Origin of the sequence: Streptomyces turgidiscabies Car8, assembly GCF_000331005.1 — a bacterium.
GTDB lineage: Bacteria > Actinomycetota > Actinomycetes > Streptomycetales > Streptomycetaceae > Streptomyces > Streptomyces turgidiscabies.
This window is the reverse complement of the sequence record NZ_AEJB01000557.1, coordinates 1-14,555: the sequence shown is the minus strand read 5'-3', so window position 1 is coordinate 14,555 and position 14,555 is coordinate 1. Positions and strand designations below refer to the sequence as shown.

Sequence of the window (14,555 nt, the reverse complement as noted above, 5' to 3'; positions counted from 1 at the left end):
GGGCCCCGCGGGCCGAAAAGCATGGGGCGCAGCCCCTGCTTTTCAGGGGCGCGGGGAACTCGCGAGAAGCCCCCACCGGCCCGCACCCGACAACGCACCCAACCCTCGAAAGGTGACCCATGCCTGCCAGCCCCGAGTTGATCTCCCCGCGCTCCGCCCGCGTCTCCGCCGCGCGGCGCCTCGCCCGGCGGAACTTCCGGGGCAAGGAGCGGCTGTTCCTCGCCGAGGGACCGCAGGCCGTGCGGGAGGCGGGCGGGCACGCGGACACGCTGGTCGAGCTGTTCGCCACCGTCGACGCCGCGGAGCGGTACGCCGACATCGTCGGGGAGGCCCGCGCCGCCGGTGCCCGCGTACACCTCGCAGACGAGGACGTCATCGCCGACATCTCGACCACCGTCACCCCGCAGGGCCTCGTCGGGATCTGCCGGTTCCTCGACACCCCCTTCGAGGACATCCTCAAGGCGCGGCCCCGTCTCGTCGCCGTCCTCGCGAACGTGCGCGACCCCGGCAACGCCGGCACCGTGCTGCGGTGCGCGGACGCCGCCGGCGCCGACGCAGTCGTCCTCACCGACGCCTCCGTCGACCTGTACAACCCGAAGGCCGTACGCGCCTCCGTGGGCTCCCTGTTCCATCTGCCGGTGGCCGTCGGTGTGCCGGTGGAGGAGGCCGTGGGCGGGCTCAGGGACATCGGCGTACGGATCCTCGCCGCCGACGGCGCGGGCACCGACGACCTCGACGACGAGCTGGACAAGGGGACCATGGGCGGCCCCACCGCCTGGGTGTTCGGGAATGAGGCCTGGGGGCTCCCGGAGGAGACGCGCGCGCTGACCGACGCCGTCGTGCGCGTTCCGATCCACGGAAAGGCGGAAAGCCTGAACCTGGCGACCGCCGCCGCCGTATGTCTCTACGCGTCCGCCCGTGCGCAGCGCGCCTCCGGAGGGTGCCGCTCCGTCACCGAGAGCTAGTAGGGTGACGGGCTCGGGGGCCCACTGCGCCTGTCCGAGAGGTGGGGTACGGGGATGACTGTCGGCACGAGCGGAACACTGGGGGCATGGGAATTGCGGAGCGAAGCCGCCTCCCCGCACGGTGATCCCGCCGGGCCCGGAGCCGGATTCCAGGCCGGATTCGGCGCCGAGCCGGGCATCGACCCCGACGACCTGCCCGACGGACTCGTCGTCGCCGACGAGCACGGCCGGGTGATCTGCTTCAACGCCGCCGCCCAGCGCATCACCGCCGTCCCCGCCGCCGACGCCCTGGGCCTCCGGCTGGACGGGGCCCTTCCCTTAGAGGACCTGGAGGGGCGTCGCTGGTGGCAGCTGACCGACCCCTACGGCGGACTCGCGATCAGGAACGGCCAGCCCGAGCGGAACCTGCTGCTGCCCGGCGGACGCGAGGTGCTCGTCTCGGCGCGCTACCTTCGTACGCACCCCACCGGACCGATCCGCCGGGTCGTCGTCTCCCTGCGTGACACCGAGGCCCGCCGCCGCTCCGAGCGCAACCACGCCGAACTGATCGCCATCGTCGCCCACGAACTGCGCTCGCCGCTCACCTCGGTCAAGGGCTTCACCGCGACCCTCCTCGCGAAGTGGGAACGGTTCACCGACGACCAGAAGAAACTGATGCTGTCGACCGTCGACGCCGACGCCAACCGCGTCACCCGGCTCATCGCCGAACTGCTCGACATCTCCCGCATCGACTCCGGGCGGCTCGAAGTGCGCCGTCAGCCCGTCGACATGGGCGCCGCCGTCGGACGGCACATCCAGGCGTACGTGGCGGCCGGGCAGCCCGCCGACCGGTTCCTGCTCCGGATGGAGCAGCCCCTGCCCGCGCTCTGGGCGGACCCCGACAAGGTCGACCAGGTGCTCAGCAACCTGCTGGAAAATGCGGTGCGCCACGGCGAGGGAACCGTCACCATCGACGTCACGGCCGCGCTCTCCCCGCGTGAGGGGGACGCCGACCAGAACACGGCCACGTCGGTCACGGTGAGCGACGAGGGGCCCGGCATCCCGGAGGAGTCCATGAACCGCGTCTTCACCCGCTTCTGGCGGGGCAGCAAGCGCGGCGGCACCGGCCTCGGGCTGTACATCGTCAAGGGCATCGTCGAGGCCCACGGCGGCTCCATCACGGTCGGCCGCGCCCCCGGCGGCGGCGCCGAGTTCCGATTTATGCTGCCCGTGAGCACCCCGGCGTACCTGCAGTAACGCCGACGAGGCCCCACGGGCGCGTTCGAACACTTCACCCCCGTTAGACTCGGCCTTTGGCACCTTTGCGTCCCTCTCTGTGGACCATTCGTCTCCGAGCCGTAGACGGGGACCATCAGCCAGCCAACCGGAAGCACGGGAAGAGATGTCGGCACCGAACAAGTCGTACGACCCTGTAGAGGTCGAGGCCCTGAAACCGGAAGAGATCGAGCGCATGCGGGACGAGGCGCTCGCCGCCTTCGCCGCCGCGGGCTCCCTCGACGCACTCCAGGAGGCCAAGGTCGCCCACACCGGCGGCACCTCGCCGCTGGCCCTCGCCAACCGCGAGATCGGCGCCCTGCCCCCGCAGGCCAAGGCCGCCGCCGGCAAGCTCGTCGGCCAGGCCAGGGGCGCCGTCAGCAAGGCGCTCGCCACTCGCCAGACCGAGCTGGAGGCCGACCGGGACGCCCGCGTGCTGGTCGAGGAGGCGGTGGACGTCACACTGCCGTACGACCGGGTACCGGCCGGCGCGCGCCACCCGCTGACCACGTTCATGGAGCGCGTCGCGGACGTCTTCGTCTCCATGGGGTACGAGGTCGCCGAGGGCCCCGAGGTCGAGGCGGAGTGGTTCAACTTCGACGCCCTGAACTTCACCCCGGACCACCCGGCCCGGCAGATGCAGGACACCTTCTTCGTCGAGGGCCCCGAGGGGACGACCGGCGACGAGTCCGGTGTCGTGCTGCGCACGCACACCTCGCCCGTGCAGGCCCGCTCCATGCTCGACCGCGAGCCGCCGGTCTACATCGTGTGCCCCGGCCGCGTGTACCGCACCGACGAGCTGGACGCCACGCACACCCCGGTCTTCCACCAGATCGAGCTCCTCGCCATCGACGAGGGCCTGACCATGACCGACCTCAAGGGCACCATGGACCACATGGTCCAGTCGCTCTTCGGCTCGGACATGAAGACGCGGCTGCGGCCCAACTACTTCCCCTTCACCGAGCCGTCCGCCGAGATGGACATGCTCTGCTACGTCTGCAAGGGCGCGTCCGTCGGCAACCCGGACCGGCCCTGCCGGACCTGCTCCAGCGAGGGCTGGATCGAGCTGGGCGGCTGCGGCATGGTCAACCCGCGCGTGCTCGTCGCGTGCGGCGTCGACCCCGAGAAGTACAGCGGATTCGCCTTCGGGTTCGGCATCGAGCGGATGCTGATGTTCCGCCACAACGTCGAAGACATGCGAGACATGGTTGAGGGCGACGTCCGGTTCACCCGGCCGTTCGGGATGGAGATCTGATGCGGGTCCCGCTTTCTTGGCTGCGGGAGTACGTCGACCTGCCGGCGACTCAGACCGGCCGGGACGTCCAGGAGAAGCTCATCACGGTCGGCCTGGAGGTCGAGAGCGTCGAGCAGGTCGGCGCCGGCCTCAAGGGCCCCCTGGTCGTCGGCCAGGTGCTGACCATCGAGGAGCTGGAGGGCTTCAAGAAGCCCATCCGCTTCTGCACGGTCGACGTCGGCACCGCCAACGGCACCGGTGAGCCCCAGGAGATCGTCTGCGGCGCCCGTAACTTCGCCGTCGGCGACAAGGTCGTCGTGGTCCTCCCGGGCGCCGTCCTGCCCGGCGACTTCGCGATCGCCGCGCGCAAGACGTACGGCCACACCTCCCACGGCATGATCTGCTCCGGCGACGAGCTGGGCATGGGCGACGACGGCACCGGCGGCATCATCGTCCTGTCGCCGGAACACGAGGTCGGCACCGACGCCATCGAGCTGCTCCAGCTCGTCGACGAGGTCCTCGACATCGCCGTGACCCCGGATCGTGGGTACGCCCTGTCCCTGCGCGGCATCGCCCGCGAGACGGCCATCGCCTACGGCCTGCCGCTGCGCGACCCGGCCCTGCTCGACGTACCGGCGCCGAACGCGTACGGCTACCCGGTCGAGGTCGCCGACCCGTTCGCCTGCGACCGCTTCACCGCGCGCACGGTGACCGGGCTCGACCCGGACGCGCAGTCCCCGATCTGGCTCAGGCGCCGCCTCCAGAAGGCGGGCATGCGCCCGATCTCGCTCGCCGTCGACATCACCAACTACGTGATGCTGGAGCTGGGCCAGCCCCTGCACGCGTACGACCGCACCCGAGTCCAGGGCGCCATCGGCGTACGCCGGGCCGAGCAGGGCGAGAAGCTCACCACTCTCGACGGCGTCACGCGCACGCTGGACGCCGAGGACCTGCTCATCGTCGACGACCGGGGTGCCATCGGCCTCGCGGGCGTCATGGGCGGCGCCAACACCGAGATCGACGACACCGAGGGCACCACCACCGAGGTCGTCATCGAGGCCGCCCACTTCGACGCGATCACCATCGCGCGCACGGCCCGCCGTCACAAGCTGGCCTCCGAGGCGTCCAAGCGCTTCGAGCGCGGCGTCGACCCCCAGGCCGCCTCCGCCGCCGCCCAGCGCACGGTCGACCTCCTGGTCCTCCTCGCCGGCGGCACCGCCGACGCGGGCGTCACCGAGGTCATCTCGCCGTCCGCGCCGCGCACGATCTCCATCCCGGCGAACCACCCTGACCGGGTCGCGGGCGTCGAGTACGGCCGCGAGACCGTCGTACGCCGTCTCCAGGAGGTCGGCTGCGACGTGTACGGGCAGGACGAGCTGCTCGTCACCGTCCCGTCCTGGCGCCCCGACCTGACGGACCCGAACGACCTCGCCGAAGAGGTCATCCGGCTGGAGGGCTACGAGAACCTGCCCTCCACCCTGCCGAAGCCCCCGGCGGGCCGCGGACTGACCGACCGGCAGCGCCTGCACCGCCGCGTCGGGCGCGCACTGGCCGGGGCGGGCTACGTCGAGGCGCTGAACTACCCGTTCATCGGCGAGTCCGTCTTCGACCAGCTCGGCCTGGCCGCCGACGACCCGAAGCGCAAGGTCGTCAGGCTGGCCAACCCGCTCTCCGACGAGGAGCCCGCGCTCCGTACGACGCTGCTGCCGGGCCTGCTCCAGGCGCTGCGCCGCAACGACGGGCGGGGCAGTCACGACCTGGCCCTGTTCGAGACGGGCCTCGTCTTCCATCCGCAGGACGAGCTGCTGATCGCCGGCCGGCTGCCCGTCGACCGGCGTCCCACGGACGAGGAGGTCGCGTCCCTCACGGCCGCGCTCCCCGTCCAGCCCCGGCACGCCGCCGTCGTCCTCGCGGGCGCCCGTGAGCAGGCCGGCTGGTGGGGCAAGGGTCACCCGGCCGACTGGGCCGACGCGATCGAGGCGGCGCGGAGCCTGGCCCACGAGGCCGGCGCCGAACTCCTCGTCCGCCCGGGCCAGTACGGCCCGTGGCACCCCGGCCGCTGCGCCGAGCTGGCCGTGGTCGTCGACGGCACCGAGCAGGTCATCGGGTACGCCGGTGAGCTGCACCCCCGCGTCCTGAAGGCTCTGCATCTGCCCGCACGCACCTGTGCGATGGAGCTGAACCTGGACAAGCTGGAGGCGGCGAGTTCGGGCGTGCCCAAGGGCCCGAAGATCTCCACGTTCCCGGTCGCCACGCAGGATGTCGCCCTGGTCGTCGCGCGCGAGGTTCCGCACGCGGACGTCGAGGCGGCGCTGCGGGAGGGTGCGGGAGAACTGCTGGAGTCTCTGCGGCTGTTCGACGTGTACGAGAGCGGGGAGCAGTTGGGGGAGGGGCGGAAGTCCCTTGCCTATGCGTTGCGCTTCCGCGCGGCTGACCGGACCCTGACGGTTGACGAGGCGTCGGCTGCTCGGGATGCGGCGGTCGCTCTCGCGGGGGAGCGAACGGGAGCCGTGTTGCGGAGCTAGCGCCGTTGGGGTTGGGGAGCGGTTTTCGGCTGCGGGTCCGCTGTGGCTGGTCGCGCAGTTCCCCGCGCCCCTGGGGAACCCCATCGGTCACTTCACTCCTTCGGGTGACAAGTTGGGGCGATCTGGTCCCTTCGGGGCATGTGGTCGACAGAATCGGACCGGTCTTTCGGGGCCGGTCCGATCTGTGTTGTCAGGGCCTGACTGGGGGGCCATCGGCATGATCCGTATCAAGGCTGGGGTTTCCTGCGGGGCTCGGCTCCGGACAGGGCGACTGCGGGCCGTGCTCGTGGGGCGGGGGTGCGGGTTCCGGCTCGGGAGGGCGGGGCCGGGATGCCGCAAGAAGCGTCGGCCGCCCGAGCGTCGGCCCGCCCTGCATGTCGGACGGCGGCCCCCGCGCAGGGTGCTCTCGGTGGCGCTGCCCATGGTGTGGGGGGCCGGTGCGATCACGTACAAGCTCGTCTGTCCGCTCGCCCAGCAGAACGGGCTCGGGGCGCGGATCATCACCAGCGCCGTCTTCTTCGCCGTGGGAACCGGGCTCGTACTCCACGTCCGCTGGGCGCTTCTGCGTGAGTTGAGGGCGGCCCGGCAGATCGCCGGGGCTGCGCAGAGCGTGCTGCTGCGTCCGCTGCCGCAGCGCATCGACGGTCTGCGGGTAGCCGCCGCCCAACTGTCCGCCGACCGGGGCGCCGTGGTCGGCGGGGACCTGTACGAGGTCATCGCCACCGAACACGGCGTACGGGTCGTGATGGGCGATGTGCGCGGACACGGCATCGCCGCCATCGGGACCGTCGCCGCCGTCCTCGGCAGCTTCCGCGAGGCCGTGCACGACGAGGCCGAACTCGGCAGCGTACTGCGGCGGTTGGAGCGGGCCCTGGCCCGGCATCTCGGCGAGCGGGCACGCGCCCAGCATCCCTCGGTGGGACCCTCGGCCGGGCTGGACCCCGACAGTCCGGTCGCCGAGGAGTTCGTCACCGTCCTGCTGCTGGAGATCCGAGGGGACGGGGAGATGCGGGCCTTCAACTGCGGGCATCCGGCGCCGTATCTGCTCGCCGGTGGCCGGGCCGGTGTACTCACGGCCGGTGAACCCCTGCCGCCGCTGGGGCCGTTCCCGCTGCCGGCCGAGCTCTCCGCCGAACACTTCGGCCAACTGCTCCCGGGCGAGGCCCTCGTGCTGCACACGGACGGCGTCGAGGACGCCCGCGACGCTCATGGCCGGTTCTTTCCCCTCCCGGGGGTCCTGGCCGAGGCGGTCCGTACCCACCCGGTCTCGCCCGAGGCGGTGCTCGGGGCCGTGTTCTCCCGCCTCCTCCGTCACGCCGGCGGCCATCCGACCGACGACGTGGCCGTACTGGTGCTGCGGAACGACCGTGATCACATCCCGAGACAGCAGCAGGAACCCCCGGTGGCCCATCAAGTCACCTGAGCCACAGGTCTTTCGGGGAGCCAGGCCGCCGCGTCGTACGAGGGGGAGCCGGCGGCCCGGCGGCCTCTTGCGAGGCATTTCAGTCAACCCGGTGGAAACTCTCCGCGACAGAGCGCACACGCTACGAATTCGCGCACTTCGATCACACCCCGTGTGAAGCCGGACACACTACGCTGACGGACACGGTAGGTGCGCCGTCGGCACCGAGCCACCGGAGGGCATCCATGCAGCCCAACACCCTGCTCGACGCGATCCTCGACGAGGCGGGCATCTCGCACGCGGGACTCGCCGCACATGTGAACCAGGCGGGCCGGGCGCGAGGCCTCGCCCTGAGGTACGAACACACCGCTGTGGCCCGGTGGTTGAAGGGGCAGCGTCCGCGCGGCCAGGTACCCGACCTGATCTGCGAGGTGCTCGCCGACCGGTTGCGCCGCCCGGTCAGGCTGGACGACATCGGCCTCGGTGTCGCGGGCGACACCGCGGGTCCGGTCGGCTCGGCCGGTACCTCGCTGTCCGGGTTCGTCGAGCGGGCGACCGCCCTGTGGCGCTCCGACGAACAGCAGCGCCCGCACCTGCTCGGCGCCCCCGCGGTCACCGGTACGCCCGCCGTGATGCCGGTGTGGGAGTGGGAGAACCCGCCCGAGGACGTCGACGTGTCACGCGGCGGCAGGCACCGGGTCAGCATGGCCGACATCGAGATGCTCCGCTCCGCCCGCGCCCACTACGAGCAGATGTACCGCAAGGCCGGTGGCATCGCGACCCGCGCCCGGGTCGTCGGCTTCCTGAACGCCGAGACGGCGCCCCTGCTGCGCGGCAGCTACACCGACGCCACCGGCCGCCAACTGCACCGGGCCACCGGTGGGTTGGTGGCCATCGCCGGTATCTGCGCGTACGACTCCGACGCCCACGGCCTCGCCCAGCGCTACTTCCATCAGGCGCTGCGGCTGGCAAAGGCCAGCGGGGACCGGGGACTCGGGGCGTACGTCATCGGGCTGCTGGTCAACCAGGCGCTGTTCATGCGGGAGTTCCGGCAGGCCGTCGCCTTCGCGGAGGCCGCGCTGCGCGCCGCGGGCAAGCACATCACGCCGGCCCTCGCCTCCGACCTCTACGCGATGCAGGCCAAGGCGTACGCGCACCTGGGCGACGGCAGCAGCGCGCTGTCCTGCATCCGGCGGGCCGAGCAGGCCGCCGAACGCATCCGGCGCGGATACGAGCCCGACGAAACCGGCTATGTCCAGCCGGGGTTGGTCAACGTCCAGGTGGCGGAGGCGCTGCTGAGCCTCGGCGATCTGGCGGCGGCGGGGGAGCACGCGACGGCGGCGGTGGACACCCCGGCGCACGACCGGGGCAGAGTGCACCGGCTCGCCATGCTCAGCCAGATCGAGCTGCGCCGGGGCAACGCCGACAAGGCGGTGGCCACGGCGGTGCAGATGGCCGAACAGGCGCGCGGAATGGAGTCCCAGCGACTGCGTGACAGACTCCGGGAGGTACGCGAGCACCTGGTGCGCAACGGCTGCGCGGGCACGGCCGAGGCGGCCGAAATGATCGACGGGGCGCTGCGCGTACCGCTCTAGACAGCCTTCTCCAGGCACCTTTGGCGCGCGGATTCTCGGGTAGCCGCGCGGTGAGCCACTTTCTGTGCGCCTGCTGTCAGCACGCTCCTGCTGCCATATTGCCATCTACTCGGCGGAAGGTGGCAGAACCGTGCAGTGGACGAAACAGAACGAACAAACTGTGTATGAAAACCGCTGGTTCAGGGTCAATCTCGCAGATGTCGAGCTGCCGAACGGGCGGCATCTCGACCATTTCCTCATACGGCTGAGGCCCGTGGCCGTGGCGACGGTGGTGAACGACGCCAACGAGGTACTCCTGCTCTGGCGGCACCGGTTCATCACCGACAGCTGGGGGTGGGAACTCGCGGCCGGGGTCGTGGAGGACGGCGAGGACATCGCCTTCGCGGCCGCCAGGGAGATGGAGGAGGAGACGGGCTGGCGACCGGGACCGTTGCGGCATCTCATGAGCGTCGAGCCGTCCAACGGGCTCACCGACGCCCGGCACCACATCTACTGGGCCGAGGAGGGCGAGTACATCGGCCACCCCGTGGACGACTTCGAGTCGGACCGCCGGGAATGGATCCCGCTCAAACTCGTCCCCGACATGGTCGCCCGTGGGGAGGTCCCGGCCGCCAACATGGCGGCCGCGCTACTGCTGTTGCACCATCTCAGGCTCGGCGACGACACCTAGGGTGTCAGTGTCCGAGCACCTGCCAGACCGTCACGACCAGTGCTCCGAGGGCGGTGAGGGCCGCGACCGCAGGCAGCGGCCATCGGCCGTGTTCGAGGTGGACGACGCGGGTGCTCAGGTCGTCGAGTTCCTTGTCCGTCTCCTTCGTGCGATGACTGAGCAGGGCCAGCCCTCCCTCGACGCGCGCGTACGCGACATCGAGGCGGCGGCGTAACTCTGCGAGTTCTCCATGAGCCACGGGATGCTCGGGGTCGGCGGTCACTTGTCCGCTCCTTTCCGTAGTCTTCACATCCCTTGCATGCGCATGATGAGTCAACTCGCCTGGTGGGCGCGCGGGGAGAGTGTGCGAGCGGCATATGCGTGTCCGGGCCGCACACGGTGTGTGAATGCCGCGGGCCCGGCACTCCGAAGAGTGCCGGGCCCGTACCGACCCCCAGCGTGACGCTGGGTGATGCTCACGCGTAGGTGTAGAACCCCGAGCCGGACTTCCGGCCGAGCCGGCCCGCGTCGACCATGCGCTGGAGCAGCGGGGGAGCGGCGTACAGCGGCTCCTTGTACTCCTCGTACATCGAGAAGGCGACCGACGCGACCGTGTCCAGGCCGATCAGGTCGGAGAGCTTCAGCGGGCCCATCGGGTGGGCGCAGCCCATCTCCATGCCGTTGTCGATGTCCTCGCGGCTGGCCATGCCCGACTCGAACATCCGGATCGCGGAGAGCAGATACGGGATCAGCAGGGCGTTCACCACGAAGCCCGAGCGGTCCTGGGCGCGGATCGCGTGCTTGCCGAGGGCCTTCTCGGCGAACAGCTGGGCGCGGGCGAGGGTGCCCTCGGAGGTGGTCAGCGCCGGGATCAGCTCGACGAGATTCTGCACCGGGGCCGGGTTGAAGAAGTGGATGCCGACGACCTGATCGGGCCGGGAGGTGGCAACCGCCAACTTCACCAGGGGGATCGAGGAGGTGTTGGAGGCCAGGATCGCGTCCGGGCGGGTCACCACCTGGTCGAGCACCTGGAAGATCTCCGTCTTCACCTGCTCGTTCTCGACGACGGCCTCGATCACCAGGTCGCGGTCGGCGAACTCGCCGAGGTCGGTGGTGAAGCTGAGCCGCGCCAGCGTCTCGTCCCGCTCCGCCTCGGTGATCTTGCCGCGTTCGGCCGCCTTCGAGAGGGAGTTGAACAGCCGGGTGCGGCCGAACTCCAGAGCCTCGCCGGTGGTTTCGGCGACCTTCACGTCCAGCCCGGAGCGGGCGCACACCTCGGCGATGCCCGCTCCCATCTGGCCGCAGCCCACAACTCCGACGCGCGAGATCTCTCCCGCTGGGCTGTCCGTCACATCGTCCCTTTCAGAGATCCTCTTCACAGGCCGTACGGCCTTCGCGGGCCCGCCGTCGTCCGGGATCTTCCGTCCGTCCGGGGCCTGCGCCAAACCTGCACGTTACCTTCGGCGGCCATTGCCCGATTGTCCGGGCCTCCCATGGGAGTCTGGCCCCGGACGGGTACGGACGCTCTGTGATTTGTCCGACACGGCGCATATTCGGAGGTACGGGAATGAGTGGGAAGGCGCGGCACGCGCGCATGTCACGGCGGGCGTTCGCGGTGACCGCCCTGTCGACGCTCGTCGCGGGCGGGGCGGTGGCGGGAGCCGCGCTGGCCGGCGCGGAGCCGAGCCGGCCGGACGGGCCGGACGGCAAGGGCAGACGGGCACCGCGCGAGCTGCGGGGCATGTGGCTGGCCACGGTCACCAACCGGGACTGGCCGTCCAAGGCGGGGCTGAGCGCGACCCAGCAGCGCGCCGAGCTGATCACCCACCTCGACACGGCGGTCGGCCGCCGCCTCAACGCGGTGTTCCTCCAGGTCCGCCCGACCGCCGACGCCCTGTGGCCCTCACCGTACGAGCCCTGGTCGCAGGTCCTCACCGGAACCCAGGGCAAGGACCCCGGCTGGGACCCGCTGGGCACGGCGGTCGAGGAGGCGCACGCCCGCGGTCTCGAACTGCACGCCTGGTTCAACCCGTACCGCGTCGCCAACAGCACCGACCCGAACAAGCTGATCGCCTCCCACCCGGCGCGCAGGCATCCGGACTGGGTGGTGCCGTACGGCGGCAAGCTGTACTACAACCCCGGTCTGCCGGAGGTCCGCGGCTTCGTCCAGGACGCGATGCTCGACGCGGTGCGGAAGTACGACATCGACGGCGTCCACTGGGACGACTACTTCTACCCGTACCCGGTCGCCGGCCAGACCTTCGACGACGACGCCGAGTACGCGGAGTACGGCGGGGCCTTCCCCGACCGGGCCTCCTGGCGGCGCGACAACATCGACAGACTGGTCCAGGAGACGGCCGCCCGCATCAAGGCCGTACGCCCCGGCGCCGACTTCGGGATCAGCCCCTTCGGCGTGTGGCGCAACGCGGCGACCGACCCGCTCGGCTCGGACACCCGGGCGGGTGTGCAGACGTACGACGACCTGTACGCGGACACCAGGAAATGGGTGCGGCAGAACTGGATCGACTACATCTGCCCGCAGATCTACTGGAACATCGGCTTCGCCGCCGCCGACTACGCGAAGCTGCTGCCCTGGTGGGCGGGCGTAGCGAAGGGCACGGGGACGAAGCTGTACGTCGGTGAGGCGCTGTACAAGGCGGGCGACCCGGCGCAGCCCGCGGCCTGGCAGGACCCGGCCGAGTTGTCCCGGCACCTGACCCTCGCCCAGAGCTACCCCGAGGCGCGGGGGCACGTCTTCTTCTCCGCGAAGGAAGTGGGCGCCGACAAGATCGGGGCCATGGCCCGGGTGGTCGCCGACCACTACCAGCAGTCGGCGCGGGCGCCCCGGTGATCGAGGGGCCGGCTGCCTACAGGGTGCTCACGGAGATCTTGAGCCGGCATCCCGAGTCAGTTCGACTCCACGCTGCTCGGGGCACATCGGGGCTTGTCGTCTTCCGCCTTGAGGTGTGTGGCGAAGAAGGCGTCGACACGCCGCCAGGCGTCGACGGCGGACTCCGGGTGCGGCCTGATTCCGGCGACACGCATCAGCGGGCGCAGTGCGCGTGACCCCGCTTCCGCGTCGTTGAGGAACGAGTGCCCGGCCTCCGGGTACTCCTTGACGTCGTGGACGATGCCGAGCCGGTCGAGGGACGCCTCCAGCTTGCGGGCCGCGCCCGGCAGCGTACGGTCGCGGGCTCCGTAACTCGCGACAACCGGGCAGGAACCGTCGAGCGCCCGGTCGATCTCCTTCGGCAGACGGCCGTAGTTGACGGAGGCGGCGTCGAACTCGCCGTCATTCACGGCGAGGAGGGCGAAGGAACCGCCCATGCAGAAGCCGATGACGCCGATCCGCCCGGTGCAGTCGGGATCCTGGGCGAGACGGGTGCGGGCCGCCTCGATGTCGCCGAAGGCACGGCCGTGTCCGGACAGAGCGGCCCGGAAGGTCGGCACCAGACAGCGGACGGCGCCTCCGTCGGTGAACAGGTCCGGCATGACGACGAGGTACCCGGCTCTCGCCAGCCGTTCCGTCTGACGGTGCATCACATCATTGACTCCCAGCGCCTCATGGACCACGACCACACCCGGCCAGGGGCCCTCCCCTGCCGGCCGGGTGAGATGACCGGTGAGCCGGCGGGAACCACCGCGGGCGACGCTGAGCTCGGTCAGGTCGACCGTGGTGGAAGTCGTGTCGGGCATGGTGTCCTCCGGGGGAGAGGCGACGGGTACGGGCCGAGGTGCAGGCGACGGTGGGACGGCAGAGGTGAAGACTAGGGCGCGATGAAGGGCTGTACGCGCTTGCGGTAGTCCTTCGGCCGTACTTCGTTGTAGTGCTTGTCCTTGTCCTCACCCTCCGAGGTGAAGATGTACATCGGGCACTCGTCGGACTTGGCCTCACCCGTGTACTTGTGCAACTCCTTGCCCGTGCGCGCCTCGACGACCTTCAGGCGGTACGTGGTGTCGTACGTACTGACGGTGAAGGGTTTGCCGTCGTCGCTCTCCATGTCGCACTTCTTGCCGGTCGCGCTCGCCTTGGTGCGTTCGACGCAGACGACCAGCTCGGCGTCGGCCGGCTTGTCCGAGTAGCCGAGGATCCAGCCCTTGGGGAAGTCGCCGGCGGGCGGCTCGGACTGCGACCAGCTGTCGCCCGGGTTGTTCATGAGCAGCGCCGGGTGCACGGTCTTCTTCGTATGGTCGTAGGCGGGCATCCCCGCGTAGCCGAGTCCGTCCGTGCACACCCGCTCCAGGTCCAGCGCGGTCGCCGGTACGTCCGGTGTGTCCGCCGCCGAACTCGTCGACGGCGAACCGTCGTTGTCGCCTCCCGCGGCGTCGCCCGTACCTCCGCCCGTGCTTCCGGTGAGTGACGAGCACCCGCACAGGGCCACGCACAGAAGCCCGGCGGTGATCCATACGCGGGCACGCGGCGTCGACGGCGTTGACGGCGTTGACGGCGTTGACGACATGTGGCGACCCCCATCGAAGAATGAACAGCAGGCAGGGCATGTCCCCCCCGGGTCATGCCCTGCCCCCCTGCCCTGCTGGAGAGGAGCCTGCCGCCCGCACACCACCGCGGACATCGGGGAAGATCCCCCATGTAGTTGTGCGGTCCCTGTGGCCCGTGGGTACTACGCTGTGCGGACTCGAAAGAGCTTTCGACGGGTGCCGGTGGGGGGTACTCCGGAAGAGGGCGCAGGGGGCCTGGGTGTCGTCGTTGTCGTCATCGGTACTGGTCGGCAGAGAACCGGAGCGGGATGTTCTCACCGCGGCCGTCCGATCGGCGGGTGAGGGGCGGGGCACCTCGGTGTTCGTGCTGGGCGAGCCGGGTATCGGCAAGTCGCGCCTCGTCGAGGAGGCCGCGGACGCTGCCGCACGCGCCGGGTTACGGGTGCTGCGCGGGCGGGCCGCGTCCGCCGGGCGCGCGGTGCCGCTGCGCC

At 70.9% G+C, this 14,555-nt stretch carries 13 protein-coding genes; 9 read left to right on the top strand and 4 right to left on the bottom strand.

Annotated elements, in window-relative coordinates; all coding sequences use genetic code 11:
• Positions 1 to 119 precede the first annotated feature (119 nt).
• The 7 genes from STRTUCAR8_RS40005 to STRTUCAR8_RS39975 all read left to right on the top strand — a co-directional run bounded on the left by STRTUCAR8_RS40005 (position 120) and on the right by STRTUCAR8_RS39975 (position 9,645).
• A complete protein-coding gene (locus tag STRTUCAR8_RS40005; protein ID WP_006382079.1) occupies positions 120 to 965 on the top strand; it encodes a TrmH family RNA methyltransferase in 846 nt (281 codons plus the stop codon).
• Positions 966 to 1,019: 54 nt separating this feature from the next.
• The gene (locus tag STRTUCAR8_RS40000) at positions 1,020 to 2,201 is read left to right on the top strand and encodes a sensor histidine kinase (protein WP_006382084.1); all 1,182 of its coding nucleotides are present in this window, start codon (positions 1,020 to 1,022) and stop codon (positions 2,199 to 2,201) included.
• 145 nt (positions 2,202 to 2,346) lie between these two features.
• A complete protein-coding gene (gene pheS, locus STRTUCAR8_RS39995; protein ID WP_006382075.1) occupies positions 2,347 to 3,474 on the top strand; it encodes a phenylalanine--tRNA ligase subunit alpha in 1,128 nt (375 codons plus the stop codon).
• Entirely contained in the window at positions 3,474 to 5,978 is a 2,505-nt protein-coding gene (gene pheT / locus STRTUCAR8_RS39990; protein WP_006382077.1) for a phenylalanine--tRNA ligase subunit beta, read from the top strand. The genes pheS and pheT overlap by 1 nt, the downstream gene beginning before the upstream one ends.
• Positions 5,979 to 6,399: 421 nt before the next feature.
• Complete coding sequence (locus STRTUCAR8_RS39985) at positions 6,400 to 7,401, top strand: PP2C family protein-serine/threonine phosphatase (RefSeq protein ID WP_044473703.1); 1,002 nt, start codon at positions 6,400 to 6,402, stop codon at positions 7,399 to 7,401.
• A gap of 224 nt (positions 7,402 to 7,625) precedes the next feature.
• Positions 7,626 to 8,975 carry an NsdA family TPR-like regulatory protein gene (locus STRTUCAR8_RS39980; protein WP_006382083.1) on the top strand — a complete coding sequence of 450 codons (1,350 nt, stop codon included), beginning with the start codon at positions 7,626 to 7,628 and terminating at the stop codon, positions 8,973 to 8,975.
• A gap of 130 nt (positions 8,976 to 9,105) precedes the next feature.
• Positions 9,106 to 9,645, top strand: a complete 540-nt coding sequence (locus tag STRTUCAR8_RS39975; RefSeq protein ID WP_006382080.1) for an NUDIX hydrolase — start codon at positions 9,106 to 9,108, stop codon at positions 9,643 to 9,645.
• Positions 9,646 to 9,649: 4 nt separating this feature from the next.
• On the opposite strand, the gene STRTUCAR8_RS39970 is transcribed toward STRTUCAR8_RS39975, so the two are convergent.
• Positions 9,650 to 9,907, bottom strand: a complete 258-nt coding sequence (locus tag STRTUCAR8_RS39970) for a hypothetical protein (RefSeq protein WP_006382086.1) — start codon at positions 9,905 to 9,907, stop codon at positions 9,650 to 9,652.
• Positions 9,908 to 10,100: 193 nt separating this feature from the next.
• Positions 10,101 to 10,976: a 3-hydroxybutyryl-CoA dehydrogenase gene (locus STRTUCAR8_RS39965; protein ID WP_044473702.1), complete on the bottom strand. Its 876-nt coding sequence runs from the start codon at positions 10,974 to 10,976 to the stop codon at positions 10,101 to 10,103.
• 215 nt (positions 10,977 to 11,191) lie between these two features.
• Here STRTUCAR8_RS39965 and STRTUCAR8_RS39960 point away from each other — a divergent pair, with 215 nt between their 5' ends.
• The gene (locus STRTUCAR8_RS39960; protein WP_100247763.1) at positions 11,192 to 12,475 is read left to right on the top strand and encodes a glycoside hydrolase family 10-like protein; all 1,284 of its coding nucleotides are present in this window, start codon (positions 11,192 to 11,194) and stop codon (positions 12,473 to 12,475) included.
• A gap of 56 nt (positions 12,476 to 12,531) precedes the next feature.
• On the opposite strand, the gene STRTUCAR8_RS39955 is transcribed toward STRTUCAR8_RS39960, so the two are convergent.
• Positions 12,532 to 13,320 carry a dienelactone hydrolase family protein gene (locus tag STRTUCAR8_RS39955; RefSeq protein ID WP_006382076.1) on the bottom strand — a complete coding sequence of 263 codons (789 nt, stop codon included), beginning with the start codon at positions 13,318 to 13,320 and terminating at the stop codon, positions 12,532 to 12,534.
• Between the two features lie 71 nt (positions 13,321 to 13,391).
• Positions 13,392 to 14,084 carry a hypothetical protein gene (locus STRTUCAR8_RS39950; protein ID WP_063748548.1) on the bottom strand — a complete coding sequence of 231 codons (693 nt, stop codon included), beginning with the start codon at positions 14,082 to 14,084 and terminating at the stop codon, positions 13,392 to 13,394.
• A gap of 239 nt (positions 14,085 to 14,323) precedes the next feature.
• Between STRTUCAR8_RS39950 and STRTUCAR8_RS54825 the strand changes: the two genes are divergently transcribed.
• Positions 14,324 to 14,555, top strand: a 232-nt coding sequence (locus tag STRTUCAR8_RS54825) for an ATP-binding protein (protein WP_044473701.1), incomplete at its 3' end; no start/stop codon positions are given.

Excerpts from the sequence above, each read along its gene's own strand:
- STRTUCAR8_RS40005 (WP_006382079.1), top strand. The coding sequence starts at position 120 with ATGCCTGCCAGCCCCGAGTTGATCTCCCCGCGCTCCGCCCGCGTCTCC.
- STRTUCAR8_RS40000 (WP_006382084.1), top strand. The coding sequence starts at position 1,020 with ATGACTGTCGGCACGAGCGGAACACTGGGGGCATGGGAATTGCGGAGC.
- pheS (WP_006382075.1), top strand. The coding sequence starts at position 2,347 with ATGTCGGCACCGAACAAGTCGTACGACCCTGTAGAGGTCGAGGCCCTG.
- pheT (WP_006382077.1), top strand. The coding sequence starts at position 3,474 with ATGCGGGTCCCGCTTTCTTGGCTGCGGGAGTACGTCGACCTGCCGGCG.
- STRTUCAR8_RS39985 (WP_044473703.1), top strand. The coding sequence starts at position 6,400 with ATGGTGTGGGGGGCCGGTGCGATCACGTACAAGCTCGTCTGTCCGCTC.
- STRTUCAR8_RS39980 (WP_006382083.1), top strand. The coding sequence starts at position 7,626 with ATGCAGCCCAACACCCTGCTCGACGCGATCCTCGACGAGGCGGGCATC.
- STRTUCAR8_RS39960 (WP_100247763.1), top strand. The coding sequence starts at position 11,192 with ATGAGTGGGAAGGCGCGGCACGCGCGCATGTCACGGCGGGCGTTCGCG.
- STRTUCAR8_RS39955 (WP_006382076.1), bottom strand. The coding sequence starts at position 13,320 with ATGCCCGACACGACTTCCACCACGGTCGACCTGACCGAGCTCAGCGTC.
- STRTUCAR8_RS39950 (WP_063748548.1), bottom strand. The coding sequence starts at position 14,084 with ATGTCGTCAACGCCGTCAACGCCGTCAACGCCGTCGACGCCGCGTGCC.